Source organism: Klebsiella variicola, from assembly GCF_000828055.2.
Classification (GTDB): Bacteria; Pseudomonadota; Gammaproteobacteria; order Enterobacterales; family Enterobacteriaceae; genus Klebsiella; species Klebsiella variicola.
In genome coordinates, this window is sequence record NZ_CP010523.2 from 3676403 (window position 1) to 3701561 (window position 25159).

General features: G+C 57.5%; 20 protein-coding genes. 13 read left to right on the forward strand and 7 right to left on the reverse strand.

The window, feature by feature from the left end; translation table 11 throughout:
* Window positions 1-56: 56 nt before the first annotated feature.
* Complete coding sequence (gene lrp / locus SP68_RS17235; protein WP_000228469.1) at window positions 57-551, reverse strand: leucine-responsive transcriptional regulator Lrp; 495 nt, start codon at window positions 549-551, stop codon at window positions 57-59.
* 532 nt (window positions 552-1083) lie between these two features.
* Between lrp and trxB the strand changes: the two genes are divergently transcribed.
* From trxB to infA, 5 genes are all read left to right on the forward strand, one after another.
* On the forward strand, window positions 1084-2052 hold the full coding sequence (gene trxB / locus SP68_RS17240) for a thioredoxin-disulfide reductase (protein WP_012542328.1): 969 nt from the start codon (window positions 1084-1086) through the stop codon (window positions 2050-2052).
* Window positions 2053-2166: 114 nt separating this feature from the next.
* Window positions 2167-3933, forward strand: coding sequence for a heme ABC transporter permease/ATP-binding protein CydD (gene cydD / locus SP68_RS17245; RefSeq protein WP_040975027.1), 1767 nt, complete (start codon window positions 2167-2169; stop codon window positions 3931-3933).
* Window positions 3934-5655: a heme ABC transporter ATP-binding protein/permease CydC gene (gene cydC, locus SP68_RS17250; RefSeq protein ID WP_012968624.1), complete on the forward strand. Its 1722-nt coding sequence runs from the start codon at window positions 3934-3936 to the stop codon at window positions 5653-5655.
* 39 nt (window positions 5656-5694) lie between these two features.
* The gene (aat, locus tag SP68_RS17255) at window positions 5695-6399 is read left to right on the forward strand and encodes a leucyl/phenylalanyl-tRNA--protein transferase (RefSeq protein WP_008805841.1); all 705 of its coding nucleotides are present in this window, start codon (window positions 5695-5697) and stop codon (window positions 6397-6399) included.
* A gap of 351 nt (window positions 6400-6750) precedes the next feature.
* Window positions 6751-6969, forward strand: a complete 219-nt coding sequence (infA, locus tag SP68_RS17260) for a translation initiation factor IF-1 (protein WP_001040187.1) — start codon at window positions 6751-6753, stop codon at window positions 6967-6969.
* Between the two features lie 118 nt (window positions 6970-7087).
* On the opposite strand, the gene clpA is transcribed toward infA, so the two are convergent.
* On the reverse strand, window positions 7088-9367 hold the full coding sequence (clpA, locus tag SP68_RS17265; protein WP_012542332.1) for an ATP-dependent Clp protease ATP-binding subunit ClpA: 2280 nt from the start codon (window positions 9365-9367) through the stop codon (window positions 7088-7090).
* Window positions 9368-9397: 30 nt separating this feature from the next.
* On the reverse strand, window positions 9398-9715 hold the full coding sequence (clpS, locus tag SP68_RS17270) for an ATP-dependent Clp protease adapter ClpS (RefSeq protein ID WP_002896520.1): 318 nt from the start codon (window positions 9713-9715) through the stop codon (window positions 9398-9400).
* 325 nt (window positions 9716-10040) lie between these two features.
* On the opposite strand from clpS, the gene cspD reads away from it, so the two are divergent.
* Entirely contained in the window at window positions 10041-10262 is a 222-nt protein-coding gene (gene cspD, locus SP68_RS17275) for a cold shock-like protein CspD (RefSeq protein WP_002896516.1), read from the forward strand.
* Window positions 10263-10328: 66 nt separating this feature from the next.
* Here cspD and macB read toward each other — a convergent pair whose 3' ends face one another.
* The 3 genes from macB to SP68_RS17290 all read right to left on the reverse strand — a co-directional run bounded on the left by macB (window position 10329) and on the right by SP68_RS17290 (window position 15177).
* Entirely contained in the window at window positions 10329-12269 is a 1941-nt protein-coding gene (gene macB, locus SP68_RS17280; RefSeq protein WP_040974017.1) for a macrolide ABC transporter ATP-binding protein/permease MacB, read from the reverse strand.
* Window positions 12266-13381: a macrolide transporter subunit MacA gene (gene macA, locus SP68_RS17285; protein ID WP_008805838.1), complete on the reverse strand. Its 1116-nt coding sequence runs from the start codon at window positions 13379-13381 to the stop codon at window positions 12266-12268. The genes macB and macA overlap by 4 nt, the downstream gene beginning before the upstream one ends.
* Before the next feature lie 137 nt (window positions 13382-13518).
* Complete coding sequence (locus tag SP68_RS17290; protein ID WP_032735131.1) at window positions 13519-15177, reverse strand: ATP-dependent endonuclease; 1659 nt, start codon at window positions 15175-15177, stop codon at window positions 13519-13521.
* Between the two features lie 419 nt (window positions 15178-15596).
* On the opposite strand from SP68_RS17290, the gene aqpZ reads away from it, so the two are divergent.
* From aqpZ to hcr, 4 genes are all read left to right on the forward strand, one after another.
* Window positions 15597-16292, forward strand: coding sequence for an aquaporin Z (gene aqpZ, locus SP68_RS17295; protein ID WP_002896434.1), 696 nt, complete (start codon window positions 15597-15599; stop codon window positions 16290-16292).
* 115 nt (window positions 16293-16407) lie between these two features.
* Window positions 16408-17307, forward strand: a complete 900-nt coding sequence (locus SP68_RS17300) for a LysO family transporter (RefSeq protein WP_008805835.1) — start codon at window positions 16408-16410, stop codon at window positions 17305-17307.
* A 143-nt stretch (window positions 17308-17450) separates the two neighbouring features.
* A complete protein-coding gene (gene hcp, locus SP68_RS17305) occupies window positions 17451-19103 on the forward strand; it encodes a hydroxylamine reductase (protein WP_040976047.1) in 1653 nt (550 codons plus the stop codon).
* Between the two features lie 10 nt (window positions 19104-19113).
* Window positions 19114-20082, forward strand: coding sequence for an NADH oxidoreductase (hcr, locus tag SP68_RS17310; RefSeq protein WP_023297313.1), 969 nt, complete (start codon window positions 19114-19116; stop codon window positions 20080-20082).
* A 207-nt stretch (window positions 20083-20289) separates the two neighbouring features.
* On the opposite strand, the gene SP68_RS17315 is transcribed toward hcr, so the two are convergent.
* Window positions 20290-20724 (reverse strand): DoxX family protein, encoded by a 435-nt coding sequence (locus SP68_RS17315; RefSeq protein ID WP_016160554.1) that lies wholly within the window; start codon window positions 20722-20724, stop codon window positions 20290-20292.
* Between the two features lie 151 nt (window positions 20725-20875).
* Here SP68_RS17315 and poxB point away from each other — a divergent pair, with 151 nt between their 5' ends.
* The 3 genes from poxB to SP68_RS17330 are packed head-to-tail and all read left to right on the forward strand — an operon-like array spanning window position 20876 to window position 25087.
* On the forward strand, window positions 20876-22594 hold the full coding sequence (gene poxB / locus SP68_RS17320; RefSeq protein ID WP_008805831.1) for a ubiquinone-dependent pyruvate dehydrogenase: 1719 nt from the start codon (window positions 20876-20878) through the stop codon (window positions 22592-22594).
* 38 nt (window positions 22595-22632) lie between these two features.
* Window positions 22633-23634 (forward strand): low-specificity L-threonine aldolase, encoded by a 1002-nt coding sequence (ltaE, locus tag SP68_RS17325; RefSeq protein ID WP_023297312.1) that lies wholly within the window; start codon window positions 22633-22635, stop codon window positions 23632-23634.
* Window positions 23635-23644: 10 nt separating this feature from the next.
* Window positions 23645-25087, forward strand: a complete 1443-nt coding sequence (locus tag SP68_RS17330; RefSeq protein WP_040974015.1) for an SDR family oxidoreductase — start codon at window positions 23645-23647, stop codon at window positions 25085-25087.
* The last annotated feature ends 72 nt before the right edge of the window (window positions 25088-25159 follow it).

Sequence of the window (25159 nt, forward strand, 5' to 3'; positions counted from 1 at the left end):
CTGTATGGATTAACAGGAGTGTAATCAAACTACGTCGATTTTGCACCTGTTCCGTGTTAGCGCGTCTTAATAACCAGACGATTACTTTGCTTGACTTCTTCCATCACCACGTAGGTACGGGTGTCGTTTACGCCCGGCAGGCGCAGCAAGGTCTCGCCCAGTAATTTACGATACGCTGACATATCCGGTACGCGGGTTTTCAACAGGTAGTCGAAATCACCGGAAACCAGATGACACTCTTGAATTTCTTCAAGTTTTTGCACTGCGGCGTTAAATTGCTCAAACACATCCGGTGCGCCACGATTCAGAGTAATCTCAACAAATACCAGAAGTGATGCATCCAGATAATGCGGGTTGAGCAGCGCCGTATAGCCCTGAATAAAACCCTGTCTTTCAAGACGACGCACGCGCTCAAGGCAAGGCGTCGGAGAAAGTCCCACCCGTTTAGAAAGCTCGACGTTAGAAATTCGCCCATCTTTTTGCAATTCATTCAGGATGTTACGATCAATGCGGTCGAGATCTTTGCCAGGGCGCTTCTTGCTATCTACCATTATTATTGTCTCTCTGTATTCCTTCCCTACTCCTGTTCCGGCTCTGTGCCTTCACTGCCAGAGCCCATCCTGTTATTACCCGTACGACAATGGGTAACCCAGGGGTACGTGAGAAGCCCGTTGCCTGACGGCAGTCACCGACATCACGCATGGCATCTGTCCACACCATGCGTAGATTTCGTTAACCCGGATAAAAATGGCATTTGCGTGCATGAAAATTCGCCGCACGCTAAATACTGCTTTTATTCTTCCATGAATGTTTTCGCAAAAGCACAGGGGATTGTCAAAGCAAAACATCGATTTTTAGTACAAGATGCCAGATATTCATCATCCCCCCTGGTTGATTCTCATTTTTTCGTCTTATAATTGTCCCGCTGACAGTAGAAATAGTTATATTCTTTGCCGGTAAAATCGCCAATTCATCGGTCGCTTCTATTGCACACATCGTTAACAAAATCGCTGCGCTCTTTTTTTACGACAACAAATTCCCTACAATCTCTGCCCAATGTATGCCAATTATTATGGGGATCTCATGGGCACAGCCAAACACAGTAAACTGCTTATCCTTGGTTCTGGACCTGCGGGATACACCGCGGCGGTCTATGCCGCACGCGCCAACCTGCAGCCGGTGCTGATCACCGGGATGGAAAAAGGCGGTCAGCTGACCACCACGACGGAAGTGGAAAACTGGCCGGGCGATCCTAACGATCTCACCGGCCCGCTGCTGATGGAGCGCATGCACGAACATGCCGCGAAATTTGAAACGGAAATTATTTTCGACCACATCAGCCGCGTCGATCTGCAAAACCGTCCGTTCCGTCTGACAGGCGATAGCGGTGAGTACACCTGTGATGCGCTGATCATTGCCACCGGCGCATCGGCGCGCTACCTCGGTCTGCCATCGGAAGAGGCGTTTAAAGGCCGTGGCGTTTCAGCTTGCGCCACCTGTGACGGATTCTTCTATCGCAATCAGAAAGTGGCGGTGATCGGCGGCGGTAACACCGCGGTTGAAGAGGCTCTGTATCTGTCCAATATTGCCTCTGAGGTGCATCTGATCCACCGTCGCGACGCCTTCCGCGCGGAAAAAATCCTCATCAAACGTCTGATGGATAAAGTGGCGAGCGGCAACATCGTGCTGCATACCGACCGCACCCTCGAAGAGGTGACCGGCGACCAGATGGGCGTCAGCGGCCTGCGCCTGCGCGATACCAAAAACAGCGACAACGTCGAGTCTCTGGAAGTGGCAGGCTTGTTCGTTGCCATTGGCCACAGCCCGAACACTGCCATCTTTGAAGGTCAGCTGGAACTGGAAAACGGCTATATCAAAGTGCAGTCCGGGATCCACGGCAACGCCACGCAAACCAGTATCCCGGGCGTATTTGCCGCTGGCGATGTCATGGACCATATCTATCGTCAGGCGATCACCTCCGCTGGCACCGGCTGCATGGCGGCGCTGGACGCCGAGCGTTACCTGGACGGTTTGGCCGACGCTTGCAAATAATCTTTACAAGTCAGTAACAAAGGTAAAGAAGGCGACGAAAAGTCGCCTTTATTTTTGCCGCGATGTAACATTGCCGTGCCCAATATTCCCATAACGATACCTGCAAAGCGCGCAATGAATAAAACCCGTCAACAAGAGTTAACCCGCTGGTTAAAACAGCAAAGTATTATCTCCCGTCGCTGGTTGATGATTTCCCGCCTGCTTGGCGTGGCAAGCGGTCTGCTGATCGTGGCGCAGGCTTGGTTCCTGGCGCGGATCCTGCACCGGATGGTAATGGAAAATATTCCGGCAACCGCCCTGCTGCTGCCGCTGACGCTGCTGGTGCTGGTCTTTGTGCTGCGCGCCTGGGTGGTCTGGCTGCGTGAGCGGGTCGGTTTTCAGGCCGGGCAGCATATCCGCTATGAAATTCGCCGTCAGGTTCTCGACCGCCTCCAGCAGGCGGGCCCCGCCTGGATCCAGGGCAAACCGGCCGGCAGTTGGGCAACGCTTATCCTTGAGCAGATCGATGATATGCACGATTATTATGCGCGCTACCTGCCCCAGATGACGCTGGCGGCCTGCGTGCCGCTGCTGATCGTTATCACTATTTTCCCGATTAACTGGGCCGCCGCGTTGATCCTCCTCGGCACCGCCCCGCTGATCCCGCTTTTCATGGCGCTGGTCGGGATGGGCGCCGCCGATGCCAACCGGCGTAACTTCCAGGCGCTGGCCCGCCTGAGCGGCCATTTCCTCGACCGCCTGCGCGGCATGGAAACCCTGCGTATTTTTCACCGCGGTCAGGCAGAAATCGATAATATTCGCGACGCCTCGCAGGATTTTCGCCAACGCACCATGGAAGTCCTGCGTCTGGCCTTCCTCTCCTCCGGGGTGCTGGAGTTTTTCACCTCCCTCTCCATTGCGCTGGTGGCGGTCTATTTTGGCTTCTCTTACCTTGGTGAGCTGAACTTCGGCCACTATGGCGCGGGCGTCACGCTGATGGCAGGCTTCCTGACGCTGATCCTCGCTCCGGAATTTTTCCAGCCGTTACGTGACCTGGGCACTTTCTACCATGCCAAAGCCCAGGCCGTGGGCGCCGCAGACAGCCTGAAAACGTTTATGGAAACCCCATTGACCCAGCTGAAGCGCGGCGAAAAAACCTTAAATGATAACGATCTGATTGGCGTGGAAGCGCGCGATCTGGTGATCAAATCTCCGGAAGGTAAAGTCCTGGCCGGGCCGCTTAACTTTTCACTGCCTGCTGGCGCACGCGTTGTGCTGGTGGGTCAGAGCGGCTCCGGGAAAAGTTCGCTGCTGAACACACTGCTCGGCTTTTTGCCCTACGAGGGCTCGCTGAAGGTGAACGGCGCAGAGCTGCACGAACTGGACGCCGATCGCTGGCGCCGCCTGTTAAGCTGGGTGGGACAGAATCCTCAACTACCTGCCGCCACGCTGCGGGAAAATGTGCTGCTGGCATGGCCCGAAGCCAGCGATGTCCAGCTTCGACTGGCGCTGGACAAGGCCTGGGTCAGTGAGTTTATCGCCCTGTTGCCGGACGGGATCCATACCGCCGTGGGCGATCAGGCGGGTCGTCTGTCGGTAGGTCAGGCGCAGCGTATCGCGGTTGCTCGCGCGCTGTTGGTGCCCTGCCGCCTGCTGTTGCTGGATGAACCCGCCGCCAGCCTCGACGCCCATAGCGAACAACGGGTGATGCAGGCCCTGACCCATGCCTCCACCGAGCAAACCACGCTGCTGGTCACCCACCAGCTCGAGGGACTGGCTGACTGGGATTCCGTCTGGGTCATGCAGGACGGACAGATTATCGAGCAAGGCGACTACGCCACGCTGGCCCGTGCCGGTGGGGTCTTCTCGGCGCTGCTGGCCCATCGTCAGGAGGAGATTTAAATGCGCGCACTTTTACCCTATCTGGCGCTCTATAAACGCCATAAATGGATGCTGCTGCTCGGCGTCGTGCTGGCCATCGTGACTCTGCTGGCCAGCATCGGCCTGCTGACGCTCTCCGGCTGGTTCCTCTCCGCCTCAGCGGTGGTGGGTGTCGCCGGGATCTACAGTTTTAACTATATGCTGCCTGCCGCGGGCGTCCGCGGCGCGGCGATTATCCGTACCGCCGGGCGCTACTTCGAGCGTCTGGTCAGTCATGACGCGACCTTCCGCGTGCTGCAGCATCTGCGCGTCTTCACCTTCAGCAAACTACTCCCCCTCTCTCCCGCGGGGCTGGCGCGCTTTCGCCAGGGTGAACTGCTCAACCGGGTGGTGGCCGATGTCGATACCCTGGATCATCTCTACCTGCGGGTGATTTCACCGCTGGTCGGCGCGCTGGTGGTGATTGTAGTGGTCACCTGCGGATTAAGCCTGCTCGACGTTACCCTTGCGCTGACGCTCGGCGGCATTATGCTGGTCACCCTGCTGGTTATGCCGCCGCTGTTCTATCGCGCAGGTAAACCAGCCGGCGAAAGTATGACGCAGTTGCGCGGCCAGTATCGCCAACAGCTCACTGCCTGGCTACAGGGCCAGGCAGAGCTGATGGTGTTTAACGCCAGCGACCGCTACCGCGCGCAAATGGAAAAGACCGAGCTCAGCTGGCAGGACGCACAGCGCCGTCAGGCCGAGCTGACCGCGCTTTCGCAGGCAGTAATGCTGTTAATCGGCGGCATCGCCGTGGTGGCCATGCTCTGGCTGGCGTCCGCCGGCATCGGGGGTAACAGCCAGCCAGGGGCGCTGATCGCGCTGTTTGTTTTCTGCGCCCTGGCGGCCTTCGAAGCCCTGGCGCCAGTCACTGGCGCTTTCCAGCATTTAGGTCAGGTGATCGCCTCCGCACGGCGGATTTCGCAGATCACCGACCAGCAGCCGGAGGTCACTTTCGTCGAGGGTGAAGCCAGCGTGCCTGCGCAGGTGGCCTTAACCTTCAGGCAGGTTACCTTCCGCTATCCGCACCAGCCCTCCCCCGCCCTGGAGAATATCTCCCTGCAGATTGCCGCCGGAGAGCATATCGCCATTCTTGGCCGGACCGGCTGCGGAAAGTCGACGCTGTTGCAACTCCTCACCCGGGCCTGGGATCCAACGCAGGGAGAGATTTTGCTCAACGACCAGCCGCTGTCCCAGCTCAGCGAAGCCACCCTGCGCCAGACGATGAGCGTGGTGCCGCAGCGCGTCCACCTGTTCAGCGCTACGCTGCGCGACAACCTGCTGCTGGCGGCGCCAGACGCTGACGATACCGCGCTCTGCGCGACCCTCGAGAAAGTGGGGCTGGAAAAACTGCTGGAAGATGGCGGACTGAACAGCTGGCTGGGGGAAGGCGGGCGCCAGCTATCCGGCGGCGAACTGCGCCGGCTGGCGATTGCCCGCGCACTGCTCCACGATGCGCCGCTGATGCTGCTCGATGAGCCGACAGAAGGCCTGGATGCGGCCACCGAAAGCCAGATCCTGCATCTTCTGGCGGAAGTGATGCGCGAGAAAACCGTGCTGATGGTGACTCACCGCCTGCGGGGCCTGGCGCGTTTTAATCAGATAATAGTCATGGACAACGGCCAGATAATTGAGCAAGGTAGTCACGCGGATCTGCTCGCTAAACAGGGCCGGTACTTCCAGTTTAAACAGCGTCTGTAGGCTATTATCTAATTTTTGCTGATGCGTATTGAGGTTAAAATGCGTCTGGTTCAGCTCTCCCGGCATTCTATCGCCTTCCCTTCCCCGGAAGGCGCCCTCCGTGAACCTAACGGCCTGCTGGCGCTCGGCGGCGATCTGAGCCCGGCACGTCTGCTGATGGCCTATCAGCGCGGTATCTTTCCATGGTTTTCTCCGGGCGACCCGATCCTCTGGTGGTCGCCCGATCCCCGGGCGGTGCTCTGGCCGGAACAGTTTCATCTCAGCCGCAGCATGAAGCGTTTTCATCAGCGTTCGCCTTATCGCGTCACGCTGAATCATGCCTTTGGTGAGGTCATTGAAGGCTGCGCCAGCGATCGTGACGAAGGCACCTGGATAACCAGCAGTATCGTTCGCGCCTATCACCAACTCCATGAGCTGGGCCATGCCCATTCCATTGAAGTCTGGCAAGAGAATACGCTGGTAGGTGGAATGTACGGCGTGGCGCAGGGGGCGCTGTTTTGCGGCGAATCGATGTTCAGCCGGGCAGAAAATGCCTCCAAAACCGCGCTGCTGGTATTCTGTCAGGCTTTTACGCAGAGTGGTGGTAAATTAATCGACTGCCAGGTACTGAACAACCATACCGCCTCATTAGGCGCGGTGGATATTCCCCGCCGCGATTATCTTGACTACCTGTCAGTATTACGCGGCTACCGCCTGCCCGAGCTATTTTGGGTGCCGCGGGTGCTATTTCCGGGCGCGCAATAAAAATGTTTTCAGCACATTTTGCGTCAGGATGGTATAATTGCGCGGTAGAGTAGCTTCTGCCTGTTGCCCCGCCGCCGTTTGGGAATAATAAGAGTCAGATAACGCCCATCGTTCTGTCACTCCCCTTTACGTTTGCGCCTGTCACGCGGCATAGCCGTGTGTGTTCCGGGCAATGCGCCAAAACTACTTCGGCGATTCATACCCGTCATATATCCGTTGCCGGTGTGCTGACTGCGCACCTTGCGGCAAGGCGAATGATTCAGGGTAGATACGTAAAACTTTACTTACATGATGAACTTCGGCATTATCTTGCCGGTTCAAAACTACGGTAGTGATACCCCAGAGGACTAGATGGCCAAAGAAGACAATATTGAAATGCAGGGCACCGTACTTGAAACGTTGCCTAACACTATGTTCCGCGTAGAACTGGAAAACGGTCACGTGGTAACTGCGCATATTTCCGGTAAAATGCGTAAAAACTACATCCGCATTCTGACGGGCGACAAAGTGACTGTTGAGCTGACCCCGTACGACCTGAGCAAAGGCCGCATTGTCTTCCGTAGTCGCTGATTGTTTTCGCCCTTAAGGCGTCAGATGCTGAAGGCCGGGATAATTCCCGGTCTTTTCATATCTGCCGCCGGCAAAAAAAAACCGGCCCAGGGCCGGTTTTTACGTTGAAGACATCGCTTTAGTGGGCGGCTTCCGGTTTGTGCTTCTGCGCGCTCTGGAAATCGTAGGTCAGCGCATTCTTCGCGCTGTCCAGAGACACTGTCACCTGGCCACCATCGACCAGCGAGCCGAACAGCAGCTCGTTCGCCAGCGGCTTTTTCAGGTTGTCCTGAATGACGCGTCCCATTGGACGTGCACCCATCGCCCGGTCGTAACCTTTCTCCGCCAGCCAGTCGCGCGCTTCCTGACTGACTTCCAGGGAGACGCCTTTCTGGTCCAGCTGGACCTGCAGCTCGACGATAAACTTGTCGACAACCTGATGGATCACCGTGGTAGAGAGATGATCGAACCAGATAATGTTGTCGAGGCGGTTACGGAACTCCGGCGTAAAGATCTTCTTGATCTCATCCATTGCATCCGGACTGTTGTCCTGCTGAATAAGGCCAATCGATTTACGCTCAGTTTCCCGCACCCCGGCGTTAGTGGTCATCACCAGCACCACGTTGCGGAAGTCCGCTTTACGCCCGTTGTTATCGGTCAGCGTACCGTTATCCATCACCTGCAGCAGCAGGTTAAACACATCCGGATGCGCTTTTTCGATCTCATCAAGCAGCAGCACTGCGTGCGGATGTTTAATCACCGCATCGGTCAGCAGCCCGCCCTGATCGAAGCCAACGTAGCCCGGAGGCGCCCCGATTAAACGGCTGACGGTATGACGTTCCATATATTCGGACATGTCAAAACGCAGCAGCTCAATACCCAGCGCCTTCGCCAGTTGCACGGTCACTTCGGTTTTCCCGACCCCGGTAGGCCCGGCGAACAGGAATGACCCAACCGGCTTGTGCTCATGGCCCAGCCCGGCGCGCGCCATTTTGATGGCTTCGGTCAGCGCCTCAATGGCTTTATCCTGACCGAAGACCAGCATTTTCAGACGGTCGCCAAGGTTTTTCAGCGTATCGCGATCGCTCTGGGAGACACTCTTCTCAGGGATCCGCGCAATGCGCGCCACCACTGACTCGATATCCGCCACATTGACCGTTTTCTTACGCTTGCTGACCGGCATTAAGCGCGCCCGCGCGCCCGCTTCGTCAATGACGTCAATTGCCTTATCCGGCAGATGACGATCGTTAATGTATTTTACCGCCAGCTCAACCGCCGCACGCACCGCCTTAGCGGTATAACGCACGTCATGGTGCGCTTCGTACTTCGGCTTCAGGCCGTTGATAATCTGCACCGTCTCTTCCACCGACGGTTCGGTGATATCGATCTTCTGGAAACGACGGGCCAGCGCACGATCTTTCTCAAAGATGTTGCTGAACTCCTGGTAGGTGGTGGAGCCGATCACCCGGATCTTGCCGCTGGAAAGCAGCGGTTTAATCAGGTTAGCCGCATCGACCTGGCCGCCAGAAGCCGCCCCCGCACCGATAATGGTGTGGATTTCATCAATAAACAGGATGCTGTTGGTATCCTGCTCCAGCTGTTTAAGCAACGCTTTGAAGCGTTTTTCAAAATCGCCACGATATTTGGTCCCTGCCAGCAAAGAGCCAATGTCGAGCGAGTAGATGGTGCAGTCGGCCATCACTTCCGGCACATCGCCCTGCACAATGCGCCAGGCAAGGCCTTCGGCGATCGCAGTTTTACCGACGCCGGATTCACCCACCAGCAGTGGGTTATTTTTACGGCGACGGCACAGGACCTGAATCGCACGCTCCAGCTCTTTTTCACGGCCGATCAGGGGATCAATGCCGCCGACGCGAGCAAGCTGATTGAGGTTGGTGGTGAAGTTTTCCATACGTTCCTCCCCGCCGGCTTGCTCTTCATTGCCAGGCTGGCTTCCGCTGTTATCGGAAGACTGGCTCGGCTCGTCTTTGCGTGTACCATGAGAAATGAAGTTCACCACATCGAGTCGGCTGACTTCATGTTTACGCAGCAGGTAAGCGGCCTGCGACTCCTGCTCGCTGAAAATGGCCACCAGTACGTTGGCGCCGGTCACTTCGCTGCGGCCAGAAGATTGCACGTGGAAGACGGCGCGCTGCAGCACACGCTGGAAGCTCAGCGTCGGCTGGGTGTCGCGCTCTTCTTCCGTGGCTGGCAGGACGGGTGTGGTTTGTTCGATGAAGGCTTCAAGTTCCTGACGCAATGCCACCAGGTCCACTGAACACGCTTCCAGGGCCTCACGGGCCGAGGGGTTGCTTAGCAGAGCCAGCAGCAAGTGCTCGACGGTCATAAACTCATGACGGTGCTCGCGCGCTCTGGCGAAAGCCATATTTAAACTGAGTTCCAGTTCTTGATTGAGCATAGGCACCTCCCCCAATTTTCATGCCTGTATTCAGGCTTTTTCCAGCGTACACAGCAATGGATGCTCGTTCTCCCTCGCGTACTGATTCACCATAGCGACTTTGGTCTCCGCCACTTCCGCGGTAAACACGCCACAAATCGCCTTACCTTCATAGTGAACCGTGAGCATCAGTTGCGTTGCACGTTCAACATCATAAGAAAAGAATTTTTGTAACACGTCAATAACAAACTCCATTGGAGTGTAGTCATCATTGACCAATATCACTTTATACATAGATGGCGGTTTAATCGCATCACGAACTTCGTCGTCAACCAGGTGCTCGAAGTCCAGCCAATCTCTCTTACTCATCGTCAGTGTTCATCATCGGTTGCTGTTGCCAACAGGCGGAGGCCTGTCGATGACCAGAGGTTATGCTCATCACAAATCTACAACAGATCATAGATAACTATCATCTATCGCTTCTATCCGCGACGGCTGTCACATTCCCCGGCAATAGCGTTAACTGCTTCAAATTTTGACGCATTTTTCGCCGTTCCCCCTCCTCAATCGCTTGACGCGTTTTCGTATTTCTCTAAATTGTAGTGGCGAGAGTTGGCGAGCAATTGAACAACTCGTCACTCCACCACCGGTTCATTCCATCTTACTTATAAAGATTTACGAAGGATGTCGAAGTATGGAAATGGGTACTGTTAAGTGGTTCAACAATGCCAAAGGGTTCGGTTTTATCTGCCCTGAGGGCGGCGGCGAAGACATTTTCGCCCATTACTCCACCATCCAGATGGATGGTTACAGAACGCTAAAAGCCGGACAAGCCGTTCGGTTTGATGTTCACCAGGGGCCAAAAGGCAACCACGCCAGCGTGATCGTCCCTGTGGAAGCGGAAACGGCTGCATAACTCTTTTGCTTCATTGTGTACATCCTGCTAATAAAATGCCAGTCCTTCTGACTGGCATTTTTATTTCTATTCGCGTGCCAGCGCATCCACCGGATCGAGCCGTGCCGCGTTGCGCGCTGGCAGCCAACCAAACAGCACCCCGGTCAACGTCGAACAGAGAAAAGCCGTTAGCAGAGCCAGCGGGGAAAAACCGATCTCCCAGCCGGGCAGAAACAGCTGCAGAATAAATGCGATCATCAGCGATAACGTGACCCCCAGCGCGCCACCGACCAGGCAAACCAGCACCGCTTCGATGAGAAACTGCTGCAGTACATCGCTGGCCCGCGCGCCAACCGCCATGCGGATGCCGATTTCGCGCGTCCGTTCGGTCACCGACACCAGCATAATATTCATTACACCAATACCGCCAACCACCAGGGCAATCACCGCCACCAATGTCAGGAACAGCTGTAAGGTATGTGTGGTCCTTTCTGCGGTTTTCAAGATGCTGTCCATATTCCAGGTGAATACATCTTTTTTACCATGCCGCAGCTCCAGTAGACGCAGCAGCTGTTTCTCCGCGGTTTCACTGTCATAACCTTCATGAACGCGTACCGTAATGGAGTTCAGCCACGACTGGCCCATCACTCTTCCCGCCATGGTGGTGTAAGGCAACCAGACGCGGAGAATTTTACTGCTGCCAAACATTGACTGTTTTTCATCCGCGACGCCGATCACCGTGGCCGGCATATTGCCCACCAGAATCACCTCGCCCACCACTTTCGCTTTATTGGGAAACAGCTGGCGACGGGTATTGCTGTCGAGCACTACCACCTGCGCCCGACTGTTGAGCTGCAGTTCATTAAAGGTATTGCCTTCGCTGAAGGTCATGCCGTAAACATTAAAGTACTGCGGCCCGACCCCCTCCGCGCTGGCGGCAACGTCAATATTGTTGGCGCGCAGGCGCAGGCTTTTCGATACCGCCGGCGTGGCGGAACGCACCCATGGCTGTTTCTGGATCGCCAGCAAATCGTCATACTTCAGCGCCTGTTGATAACGCGGGTCGTCATCGCCAAAATCCTTTCCGGGATAGACATCGATGGTATTGGTGCCGATGGCGCGAATATCCGCCAGCACCATCTGTTTGGCGGCATCACCGACCACCACGATCGATACCACCGACGCAATGCCGATAATAATGCCGAGCATAGTCAGCAGGGTACGCATTTTATTCGCCGCCATCGCCCGCCACGCCATAACCAGCGCTTCGCGAAAGCCACTGGTAAACTGACGCCACGCCGAGGGTTCCGGCTGCTGACGGGCGCGCAGCCCACCGCCCTGGCGGCTGCCGGGCGGATTGCGGACGATCTTGCCATCGCGGATCTCAATGATCCGTTCCGCCTGGGCCGCGACCTGCGGATCGTGGGTGACAATGATGACCGTATGGCCCTGAGCTTTGAGCTGATGCAGGATCGCCATCACCTCTTCGCCGGAATGGCTGTCCAGCGCGCCGGTCGGTTCATCCGCCAGAATCACTTCCCCGCCGTTCATCAGCGCACGGGCGATACTCACCCGCTGCTGCTGGCCGCCGGACAGTTGCGACGGCTGATAGTCAGCCCGATCGCCAAGCCCCAGACGCACCAGCAGATCATGGGCGCGCGCCAGGCGTGCCCGTCGCTCGCTGCCGGCATACACCGCAGGCACTTCAACGTTCTGCGCGGCGGTAAGATGTGACAGCAAGTGGTAGCGTTGAAAGATAAAACCAAAGTGTTCCCGCCGCAGCCGAGCCAGCGCATCGCCATTCAACTGCGCGATATCGGTTCCCGCCACCCGGTAGGTGCCGCTGGTCGGTTTGTCGAGACAGCCGAGAATATTCATCAGCGTCGATTTGCCCGAGCCGGAGGCACCCACGATCGCCACCATCTCCCCCGCATTGATGCTGAGGGTGATCCCCTTCAGTACCTCAACGCTGCCGTCGCCGGAAGGGTAGCTGCGACGAATATCACGCAGCTCAAGCAGCGCCGTCATTTTGCCGCCCCGCTCGCGCTCTCGCCGACGATCACTTCATCTCCCTCATCCAGCCCCTGCACCACCGCGACGTCGGTATCGTTGCGGGCGCCAATGGCAACCTCACGCTCTTTTACCTCGCCGGTGCGCAACAACCGGACGTGATAGCGGTTATCACCCACCGCGTCACCCAGGGCGCTCAGCGGGATGGTAATCACGTTTTTCACCTCGGCCAGCTGGATATGCACCTGCGCGGTCATGTCGAGACGCAGGATGCCCTGCGGATTCGGCACCTCGAAGCGGGCATAGTAGAAGATGGCATCATTGACTTTTTCCGGCGTCGGCAAAATGTCTTTCAGCGTGCCTTCATAGCGAGTCAGCGGATCCCCCAGCACGGTAAACCACGCCTTTTGCCCCGGTCTGAGGTGGATGACATCCGCTTCAGAGACCTGCGCTTTGACCAGCATGGTGCTGAGATCCGCCAGCGTCAGAATGTTCGGCGCCTGCTGGGCGGCGATCACCGTCTGTCCCTGCAGGGTGGTAATTTGCGTCACTTCGCCAGCCATCGGCGCCAGGATCCGCGTGTAGTCGAGGTTGGTCTTCGCGGTGTCGAGCGTCGCCTGGTTACGCTTAATTTGCGCTTCAATAGTGCCGATCTGCGCTTGTTTCACCGCCAGATCGGTGGCCGCGGTATCAAGGTCCTGTCGCGAGACCAGCTGGCGCTGCGCCAGCTGCTGCTGACGGGCCAGAGTCACCTGCGCCAGTTTGCTCTCCGCGCGCGCCTGATTGAGCTGGGCACGCAGTTCCATCAGCGTCGCTTCAACCTCTTTAATTTGGTTTTGCGCCTGCTCCGGATCGATAACCCCCAGCAACTGGTCCTTTTTGACCTTATCGCCGATATTGACGTGCAGCGTTTTCAGCTGTCCGCTGACCTGGGCGCCGACGTCAACTTTCCGCAGGGCATCCAGCTTACCGGTGGCCAGCACGCTCTGCTGGAGGTCACCTTTGCGCACCACCAGCGTCTGGTAGTTCGGCAGCGGCGCATTCAGGATCCGCCATCCCCAGACGGCCAGACCCAGCACAACGATCGCTAACAACCACCAGATTGTCCTGCGTTTTCCCTTCACTTTCATTATCCGATTCCTGCTGTTTCCCTGCCGCTCCAGACGGTGATTCTATCCAAACCCGTCGACAACAGAACACCCATTTTTAACGTTGCTTACGTTTTGTTTAGCTACCGGAGAGCTTTGCGCCAGCCCTACGGCGCAGGTTAATCTGCACGACCACGAGCCAGCCACAGTACCCGCGAGAACATTTTCTTTAACAGCGTCGGCACCGCGTCCACCCCGCGTCGGCCGGCCTCCATCGCCACCTCAATCGCCAGGTCGGGCTTGGATGAACGATGGATGGCCTTGGTGATCACCCGCCTCATATTCATAGGGACATTATCCGGGATCTGCGCCACCCGGTGATAAACGTCATCAAATCCCTGGCGATACATAAAGTGCTCCATATCCATCGCGGGCAGGCTCGTCAAATGGTCACGCTCCAGCTCGCGATCGTTATTCAGCAGGCCGAGCACGGTGGCGGCATATTTTTTCCCCGCCTCATCGCCATCCACCAGCACGTGCCACTGGATCCCCATCCGGCGGGCAAATTTGATCAGTGGTTTAAGGCCTGACTGGGCGAACTCGATCACCTTCACGCCCTCGGCATCAAAATGATGGCCACACTGGCGGGCCAGTTCGTTGATAACCCAGGTCTCCGTCTCCCCTTCCACCAGCAGCCAACAGCGGGCGAAGAGCGATGAGGCGCGATTGAAGCGAATATGGAAGGCGATACGCCGGCTGTCTTCGGCATTCATTCCGCCGGGTCCCAGCCGCCATGCCGACACCCTCGACGACTCACGAACCAGTCGACAGACCTGCTCCACCGGCGTCAGGGACAACAGCTCCCCGGAGTTGGTGGTGGTCACGCGCTGCAGCGGCAATAAATTCAGCAGGTGCCAGGCGACAGAGAGCATAATCGGATGCAAACGCGTCTCCGGATCTTCAATCAGCAACAGCGGCCGCGCGTCGCGATCGAGGCGCACCGTCCCTTTTGCCTGCAGGAGGGTGGAAAACAGCCCCAGCAGAATCACCCGATGGCTGCGCCCGCCGGGTTTATCGATCATCCGGTTGATAATATCCAGATAGCGCCAGCTGCGCTGCTCATCATGGGAGCGCCGCCGCATCAGACGATGCCGCGTCTGGGCGCTGCTTTGCTCGGCAAAGTAATGCTCCAGCAGCTGCACCATGGCCGACAACCCCTCGCGGATCTGACCGTCCGATAAATTTTGCGGATGGCTGACCAGCTCCCGGGAGAGAAAATCGAGCTGGCGGGCGGTGATCTCTATCTGCGGCGAATGCGGTACCGTCCCGTTATGGATACGCCGCATAAAGCGCGCGTCGCGCAGGCGCAGCACCGGCATCAGACGCACCAGGTGTCTGGCCAGATCATCAATATCCTCAACCTCCAGCGCTTCGCCTTCGCCATCGATAAAGCTCCGCAGGGTCATCACGCTGTCGTCATCGGCGAGCTCGCCTTCCAGACGATAGAACACCCGATGATAACCATCGTCACAAGGTACCCAGCAGCGCTGAAGCGGACGAAAACGCCGGACCCGATGGCGCCCCGGTTCGGTTTCACGGAAGGTCAGGATAATATGCAAATGGTGCTCGCGCCCCTGGATGTCGCCCGGGGGAAACCAGAAGTCATCGCGTACAAAGTGATAAAGATCGAACTCAGGGGACAAAAGCAGGGTCAGCGCATCAAGCAGACTGGACTTCCCCCACGCGTTCTCCCCGATCAGGACGTTATTTTGCTCCAGCATCAACGACAAACGATTGATACCGCGAAAACCGACGATTTCTACGCGCTCAAGAAGCATATCCCCTCCGCTAAACCACCACTCTCCTTCAGTAATCAACAGTATAGCGAGGGCGACGGCAAGATGACACTCTGCTTAATCGCATCCGTGGCTCATATTCAGCGGATTAAATATATTCATAAAATTACTTACTTATCGCCTATTACCGGCTGTTGATTATTCATCAAACAAAATAGTTTTATTTCAGGCGTTATGATCTACACTATTGATAATCTTCCACGGATAAAGGAAAGACTACACTGGCAAACGGAATCCCTTCACCTTGCCCTAAATCAAATAATATCAATATATTTAACTGGCTCTGGGATGGCGATTATCTCTAGAATAACGCCGCTTTATTTTTATCGTCATCCCTTATCACGATAAATAAAGACCGGCACGGTCCGCTCGTGCGCGTATACAATTTAATTGAGGTGGTTATGTTCAGAAAATTAGCAGCAGAATGCTTCGGCACTTTCTGGCTTGTATTTGGTGGCTGCGGTAGCGCCGTGCTTGCCGCAGCCTTCCCTGAGCTCGGTATTGGTTTTGCCGGCGTCGCGCTGGCATTTGGCTTAACGGTATTAACCATGGCATTTGCGGTCGGCCATATTTCCGGGGGGCATTTCAACCCGGCGGTGACCCTGGGCCTGTGGGCCGGCGGCCGTTTCCCGGCGAAAGAAGTCATTGGCTATATTATCGCTCAGGTGGTCGGCGGCATTATTGCCGCGGCGGTGCTTTACGTGGTGGCCAGCGGTAAAGCCGGCTTTGATGCCGCCGCCAGCGGATTTGCCTCCAATGGCTATGGCGAACACTCCCCGGGCGGCTTCTCCATGCTGTCGGCTATCGTCATTGAAATTGTCCTGACCTGTGGCTTCCTGCTGGTTATCCATGGCGCGACCGATAAACATGCCCCGGCGGGCTTTGCCCCCATCGCTATCGGCCTGGCGCTGACCCTCATCCATTTGATCAGCATTCCGGTTACCAACACCTCGGTCAACCCGGCGCGCAGCACCGCGGTAGCGATTTTCCAGGGCGGCTGGGCTCTGCAGCAGCTGTGGCTGTTCTGGGTCATGCCGATCGTCGGCGGGATCCTCGGCGGCGTGCTGTATCGCACCCTGCTGGAAAAACGTGATTAATCCTTTGTAAAGCCCGGGTTTCCGGGCTTTTTCTTTCTGGTGGCAGCTTTACTCGGCCCGGTGATTTGGGTAGTGTCATGGGCGCTATTCTCATTATGCAAGGGCTGCATCGTTCATGTTATCGGGACTCTTCATCATTCTGTTGCCGCTGGTTGTCGGCTATCTGGTGCCACTTCGTCAACCCTCCGCGCTAAAACTGATTAACCGGATGCTCAGCTGGATTGTCTATGTCATCCTTTTCTTTATGGGGATCAGCCTGGCATTCCTCGACAATCTGGCAAGCAACCTGCTGGCCATATTGCATTACGCTGCAGTGAGCGTGGTCATCATTTTACTGTGTAATATTGCCGCCCTGTTGTGGCTGGAAAGTAAAATGCCATGGCGCAGTCAGCATCGGCAGGAGAAATTACCTTCGCGCCTGGCCATGGCCCTGGAATCGCTGCAGCTGTGCGGCGTGGTCGTGCTCGGTTTTCTGCTCGGCCTGACCGGCCTGTCTTTTTTACAGCACGCGACCGAAGCCAGCGAATATACGCTGATCTTTCTCCTGTTCCTCGTCGGTATTCAATTACGCAATAATGGAATGAGTCTGCGACAAATAGTCCTTAACCGTCGGGGAATGATCGTCGCCATGGTGGTTATGGCCAGTTCATTACTTGGCGGGATACTTAACGCCTTTATTCTCGGTCTGCCGTTAAAGACCGGTCTGGCGATGGCGAGCGGTTTCGGCTGGTATTCGCTCTCCGGTATTTTACTCACTGAATCCTTTGGCCCGGTGATCGGCAGCGCGGCGTTCTTTAACGATCTGTGTCGCGAGCTGCTGGCTATCATGTTAATTCCGGGCCTTGTTCGCCGCAGCCGCTCCACAGCGCTGGGGCTGTGCGGCGCCACTTCGATGGACTTCACCTTACCGGTACTCCAGCGTTCCGGCGGCGTCGAGATTGTTCCTGCCGCTATCGTGCACGGTTTTCTGCTTAGCCTGCTGGTCCCGATCCTGATCGCCTTTTTTACCGCCTGAATACCCGCTGGCGGCAGACTTACTGCCGCCAAATTTGCGCTAAATCAATCTCCCTTTAAGTTGTATCAGAAATGCCTTTTCACCTTGTGCCATGCGGCATAACCTTAAACATGTATATTAAATATAACTTTAAAGGTGTGACCATGTTTTGTGTGCAATGTGAACAAACCATTCGTACCCCAGCCGGCAACGGCTGCTCTTACGCGCAGGGGATGTGCGGTAAAACAGCGGAAACCTCCGATCTGCAGGATCTGCTGATTGCATCACTGCAAGGCCTGTCCGCCTGGGCGCTCAAGGCCCGCGAATATGGCATTATCGATCATGAGGTCGACAGCTTTGCCCCCCGCGCCTTCTTCTCCACCCTGACCAACGTCAACTTCGATTCTCCGCGTATCGTCGGCTACGCCCGCCAGGCGATTGCCCTGCGTGAAGCGCTGAAAGCGCAGTGCCAGAACCTCGACGCCAGCGCCGCGGTTGATAACCCGGTAGCCGATTTACACCTGGTCAGCGACGATCTGGGTGACCTGCAGCGTCAGGCGGCAGACTATGCCCCAAATAAAGATAAAGCCGCCATCGGCGAGAATATTCTCGGTCTGCGTCTGCTGTGCCTGTACGGCCTGAAAGGCGCGGCGGCCTATATGGAGCACGCCCACGTACTCGGCCAGTACGACAACGCGATTTATGCCCAGTACCATAAAATCATGGCATGGCTGGGAACCTGGCCGGCGGATATGAACGCGCTGCTGGAATGTTCGATGGAAATCGGCCAGATGAACTTCCAGGTGATGAGCATCCTTGACGCTGGTGAAACCACTAAATATGGCCACCCGACGCCGACTCAGGTGAACGTTAAAGCCACCGAAGGGAAGTGCATCCTGATCTCCGGCCATGATCTGAAAGATCTGTATAACCTGCTTGAGCAGACGGAAGGCACCGGCGTTAACGTCTATACCCACGGCGAAATGCTGCCGGCGCACGGCTATCCGGAGCTGCGTAAATTCAAACATCTGATCGGCAACTACGGCAGCGGCTGGCAAAACCAGCAAGTGGAATTCGCCCGCTTCCCGGGTCCTATCGTGATGACCTCGAACTGCATCATCGACCCCACCGTCGGCGCCTACGACGACCGCATCTGGACCCGCAGCATCGTCGGCTGGCCGGGCGTGAACCATCTGGAAGGTGAAGACTTCGCCCCGGTTATCACCCAGGCACAGCAGATGGCGGGCTTCCCGTACAGCGAAATCCCGCATCTGATCACCGTCGGCTTTGGCCGTCAGACCCTGCTTGGCGCGGCGGATACGCTGATCGATCTGGTCAGCCGTGAAAAACTGCACCATATCTTCCTCGTCGGCGGCTGCGACGGCGCCCGCGGGGAGCGTAACTACTTCACCGATTTCGCCACCAGCGTGCCGGATGACTGCCTGATCCTGACCCTGGCCTGCGGTAAATACCGCTTTAACAAGCTGGACTTCGGCGATATCGAAGGTCTGCCGCGTCTGGTCGACGCCGGGCAGTGCAACGATGCCTACTCGGCAATTATTCTCGCGGTTACGCTGGCGGAAAAACTGGGCTGCGGTGTTAACGACCTACCGCTGTCGCTGGTGCTCTCCTGGTTCGAACAGAAAGCGATCGTCATCCTGCTGACGCTGCTGTCGCTGGGGGTGAAAAACATCGTCACCGGCCCGACGGCGCCTGGCTTCTTCACCCCGGATCTGCTGGCGATCCTCAATGAGAAGTTTGGACTGCGTTCCGTGACCACCGTGGAACAAGATATGCAGCAGTTGCTGAGCGCTTAAGGAGTCCCTGATGACCATGCCAACCTCCCAGTGCCCGTGGCGGATGCAGGTTCACCACATTCACCAGGAAACCCCGGACGTGTGGACCCTTTCGCTGCTGTGCCACGATTACTATCCGTACCGCGCCGGCCAGTATGCCCTGGTCAGCGTGTGTCACTCGGCGGAAACGCTGCGCGCCTATACCCTTTCCTCCACGCCGGGGGTCAGCGAGTACATTACGCTGACCGTTCGCCGTATTGACGAGGGCGCGGGTTCGCAGTGGTTGACCCGCGAGGTCAAACGCGGCGATTACCTTTGGCTGTCCGATGCGATGGGCGAGTTTACCTGCGACGATAAAGCGGAAGATAAATTCCTGCTGCTGGCCGCCGGCTGCGGCGTAACGCCGATAATGTCGATGCGTCGCTGGCTGGCGAAGTATCGACCGCAGGCCGACGTGCAGGTGATCTATAGCGTGCGTTCGCCGGAGGATGTGATCTTTGCCGAGGAGTGGCGCCAGTATCCGGTCACCCTGGTGGCAGAGCACCATGCCACTCATGGCTTTGTCGCCGGCCGTCTGACCCGGGAGCTGCTGCAGAGCGTGCCGGATTTAGCCAGCCGCACCGTGATGACCTGCGGCCCGGCGCCTTATATGGAGAAGGTCGAGCAGGATGTTGCCGCCCTGGGCGTCACCCGCTTCTTTAAGGAGAAGTTCTTCACCCCGGTGGCGGAAGCCGCGACCAGTGGACTGAAATTTACCAAACTGCAGCCGGCGCGCGAGTTTTACGCGCCGGTGGGCACCACACTGCTTGATGCGCTAGAGAGCAATAAAGTGCCGGTGACCGTCGCCTGCCGCGCCGGCGTCTGCGGCTGCTGTAAAACCAAAGTGGTTTCCGGGAAGTACAGCGTCACCAGCACCATGACGTTAACCGACGCCGAAATCGCCGACGGCTATGTGCTGGCCTGCTCCTGCCATCCGCAGAGCGATCTGGTTCTCGCCTGAGGTCAAAATCCCCGGTGGCGCTACCGCTTACCGGGGCTACAGCGCTGTGCGATTGGGTAGCCCGGAGAAAGCGCAATGCGCCGACTCCGGGAAAATCCCGGGCGACAATAAACGCTCAGGCGACATGAGATAAACATTTTCTCAGACTGAAAAAGTTGCAAACCGGCAACAGTATCGACTTTACGCCCCAGGACGAATGAGGCATTTTTACCGCCAGGCCGACTGGCCGGCCAGCGAATAACGCCCTGCGCCGAGTAGCGCAATCGCCAGCGCGCCAACAAAGAAATAGACCAGGTTCTCGATCGCCCACGCCCCCACCGCATCAAGCGCAAACGTCTTGCCGAGACCGACCATCAGCCACGCCACCACCATGGTGAACGCCAGCACCAGCGCCGCCGGGCGGGTCAGGACGCCGAGAATTAACAAGCAGGGAGCGACCACTTCCCCCACCAGCACACCGTAGGCGATGAACCCCGGCAACCCCTTCGCCACCAGCATGCCGCTGATCCCGCCCACGCCGTCCAGCAGCTTGTGCAGACCGTGAAACAGCATTAACCCGCCGACGGCGAGTCGTAACAAGAGTTTACCGGCGTCGTCATGCGACAGCGTTTTATTTACTGCGTTTAACATTCCCTTAACCATCTGATGTGCTTCCTGTTTTACAACCTGTGAGGTCCCTGAGTATGCACAATTTTTCAGCAATAAAACCAGCAAAAAATAAGGGACAATCAGCAACGTAACCTGCAGTTTCATCTAAGCTTGAAGGCGTTATCACAAAAAGGAGATGGAGATCATGAAACAAACCGTGGCCGCATACATTGCCAAAACGCTGGAACAGGCCGGCGTGAAACGTATCTGGGGCGTCACCGGAGATTCCCTCAATGGATTGAGCGATAGTCTGAACCGCATGGGCACCATCGACTGGATGCCCACCCGGCACGAAGAGGTGGCTGCTTTCGCCGCTGGCGCCGAGGCGCAGCTGACCGGCGAACTGGCGGTCTGCGCCGGCTCCTGCGGGCCGGGCAACCTGCATCTGATTAACGGTCTGTTTGACTGTCATCGTAACCATGTGCCGGTGCTGGCCATTGCCGCCCACATCCCCTCCAGCGAAATCGGCAGCGGCTATTTTCAGGAGACCCATCCTCAGGAGCTGTTCCGCGAATGCAGCCACTACTGCGAGCTGGTCTCCACCCCGGAACAAATTCCGCAGGTGCTGGCCATCGCCATGCGTAAAGCGGTGATTAACCGCGGCGTCTCGGTGGTGGTGCTGCCCGGCGACGTGGCGCTGAAGGCCGCCCCGGAGAGCGCCAGCAGCCACTGGTATCATGCGCCGTTGCCGACGGTCACTCCGGCGGAAGAAGAACTGCGCAAGCTGGCGCAGCTTATTCGCTACTCCAGCAATATCGCGCTCATGTGCGGCAGCGGCTGCGCCGGCGCTCATCAGGAGCTGGTGGAGTTCGCGGCCAAAATTAAAGCCCCCATCGTCCACGCCCTGCGCGGCAAAGAGCACGTGGAGTACGACAATCCGTACGATGTCGGCATGACCGGGCTGATTGGCTTCTCTTCTGGCTTCCACACCATGATGAACGCCGATACCCTGATCCTGCTGGGCACCCAGTTCCCCTATCGCGCCTTCTATCCAACCGACGCCAAAATTATTCAGATCGACATTAACCCCGGCAGCATCGGCGCCCACAGTAAGGTCGATATGGCGCTGGTGGGCGATATTAAATCGACGCTAAAAGCGCTGCTGCCGCTGCTGGAAGAGAAAACCGATCGCCACTTCCTGGATAAAGCGCTGGAGCACTATCGTGACGCGCGAAAAGGACTCGACGACCTGGCGAAGCCCAGCGATAAAGCCATTCACCCGCAGTATCTGGCGCAGCAGATCAGTCATTTTGCCGATGAAGACGCCATTTTCACCTGCGATGTCGGCACCCCCACCGTCTGGGCGGCACGCTATCTCAAAATGAACGGCAAACGCCGCCTGCTGGGCTCGTTCAACCACGGCTCAATGGCCAACGCCATGCCGCAGGCCATCGGCGCCCAGGCCACCGCTCCGGAACGGCAGGTAGTGGCCATGTGCGGCGACGGCGGGTTCAGCATGCTGATGGGCGATTTTCTGTCGCTGGCGCAGATGAAGCTGCCGGTGAAAATTGTCATCTTTAACAACAGTGTGCTGGGGTTCGTGGCGATGGAGATGAAGGCCGGGGGCTACCTCACCGACGGTACAGAGCTGCACGATACTAACTTCGCCCGCATCGCCGAAGCCTGCGGTATCAAAGGTATTCGCGTTGAAAAAGCCTCCGAGGTGGATGAAGCGCTGCAGACCGCCTTCCGCACCGACGGTCCGGTGCTGGTCGACGTCGTGGTCGCCAAAGAGGAGCTGGCTATCCCGCCGCAGATCAAGCTGGAGCAGGCCAAAGGCTTTAGCCTGTATATGCTGCGGGCGATCATCAGCGGGCGCGGCGATGAGGTCATCGAACTGGCGAAAACCAACTGGCTCAGGTAAAACAGAAGCAATACGTTGAACCAGACCAAGGAAAAGCCGTGATCGATTTACGCAGTGATACCGTTACCCGTCCCGGGCGCGCCATGCTGGAGGCCATGATGGCCGCCCCGGTCGGGGACGATGTGTATGGCGACGACCCTACCGTCAATGAACTGCAGCGCTATGCCGCCGACCTCGCCGGCAAAGAGGCGGCGCTGTTTCTGCCCACCGGCACCCAGGCCAACCTCGTTGGCCTGCTCAGCCACTGCCAGCGCGGCGAAGAGTATATCGTCGGCCAGGGGGCGCATAACTATCTGTACGAAGCCGGCGGTGCGGCAGTACTCGGCAGTATTCAGCCACAGCCGATTGACGCCGCAGCCGATGGTTCGCTGCCGCTGGATAAAGTGGCGGCGAAAATCAAACCCGACGATATCCATTTTGCCCCCACCCGCCTGCTGAGCCTGGAAAACACCCACAACGGTAAGGTGCTGCCGCGCGACTATCTGCAGGAAGCCTGGGCGTTTACCCGCCAGCGCGACCTGGCGCTGCACGTCGACGGCGCGCGTATCTTTAACGCCGTCGTGGCCTACGGCTGCGAACTGCGTGATATCGCTCAGTACTGCGACTCCTTCACCATCTGCCTGTCAAAGGGGCTTGGCACCCCGGTAGGCTCGCTATTGCTGGGCAGCGAGGCGTACATTCGCCGTGCTATCCGCTGGCGGAAAATGGTCGGCGGCGGCATGCGCCAGGCGGGCATACTGGCCGCTGCCGGGCTGTACGCGCTGAAAAATAACGTACAGCGCCTGCAGGAGGATCATGACAACGCCGCGTGGATGGCGGAGCAGCTTCGCGCCATCGGCGCCGACGTCACCCGCCATGATACTAACATGCTGTTTGTGCGCGTTGGCGAAGCGCAGGCCCCGGCGCTCGGCGAGTTTATGCAGGCGCGCGGCGTGTTGATTAACGCCTCGCCTGTTGTCCGTCTGGTCACTCACCTGGATGTCAACCGTCAGCAGCTGAGCGAGGTGGTCGCTCACTGGCAGGCTTTTTTACAGCGCTAAGGAGTCAGGCGTGTCGCAATCGGTTCTGGTGCTCGGCGCCAGCGGCTATATTGGCCAGCATTTGGTGCGCGAGTTAAGCGCGCGGGGTTATCCAGTGCTGGCGGCGGCACGCCACATCGACCGACTGCAAACGCTCGATTTGCCAGGCGTTACCTGCCGGTCAGTCGATCTTAATCAGCCGCAGGCTCTGCCTGCACTGCTCGCCGGCATCGATACCCTTTATTATCTGGTCCACGGCATGGGCGAAGGCGGCGATTTTATCGCCCATGAGCGCCGGGTAGCCACGCATGTGCGCGATGCCCTGCGTCAGTCGTCAGTGCGCCAGGTGATATTTCTCAGTTCGCTGCAGGCCCCGGCGCAGGAACAATCTGACCATCTGCGCGCCCGCCAGGTGACCGGTGAGGTCCTGCGTGAGTCGGGTGTGCCGGTGACCGAACTGCGGGCCGGGATTATCGTCGGCGCCGGCTCTGCCGCCTTCGAGGTGATGCGCGATATGGTTTATAACCTGCCCGTGCTGACCCCTCCGCGCTGGGTTCGTTCACGTACCACCCCTGTCGCGCTGGAAAACCTGCTCGTTGACCTGGTTGAGCTGCTGAATCATCCGTCCAACGCGCATCGCGTCTTCGAAGCCGCCGGTCCGGAGGTGTTAAGCTATCAGCAGCAGTTTATCCACTTTATGGCCGTCAGCGGTAAACATCGCCCGCTCATTCCCATTCCCCTGCCGACGCGCTGGATCTCAGTGTGGTTTCTTAACGTTATCACCTCGGTGCCGCCTACCATCGCCAGGGCGCTGATTCAGGGGCTGAAGCACGATCTGATCGCCGACGACCGGGCGCTGCGAGCGCTGATCCCGCAAACGCTGATCCCCTTCGATCAGGCGGTTCGCCGCACGCTGAAAGAAGAAGAGCAGCTGGTAAACTCCAGCGACTGGGGCTACGACGCCCAGGCTTTCGCCCGCTGGCGACCGGAGTACGGCTACTTTCCGAAACAGGCTGGCTGCACCGTCACCACCCAGGCGAGCCGCCAGGCCTTGTGGCAGGTCGTTAACCAAATCGGTGGTAAAGAGGGGTATTTTTTCGGCAATCTGCTGTGGAAAACCCGCGGTGCGATGGACCTGCTGGTCGGCCATCGGTTAGCCAAAGGACGGCCGCAGCGCGACTATCTGCAAACCGGCGATACGGTCGACAGCTGGAAGGTAATTATCGTGGAGGAAGAAAAACAGCTCACCCTGCTGTTCGGTATGAAAGCGCCGGGGCTGGGCCGGTTAAGCTTTACGATAAACGATAAAGGCGACCATCGCGAACTGGACGTGCGCGCCTGGTGGCACCCGCACGGTATGCCCGGACTGATCTACTGGCTGCTGATGATCCCGGCGCACCTGTTTATTTTCCGCGGTATGGCGCAACGCATCGCCCGGCTGGCCGAACAAATCTCAGGCAGAGACCAAGGATAAGCATTATTCTTTCATGATTCTCATTGCATAGTCGGGAGAATCACGGAAAAATGCGCACGAAATTCTTTTCTG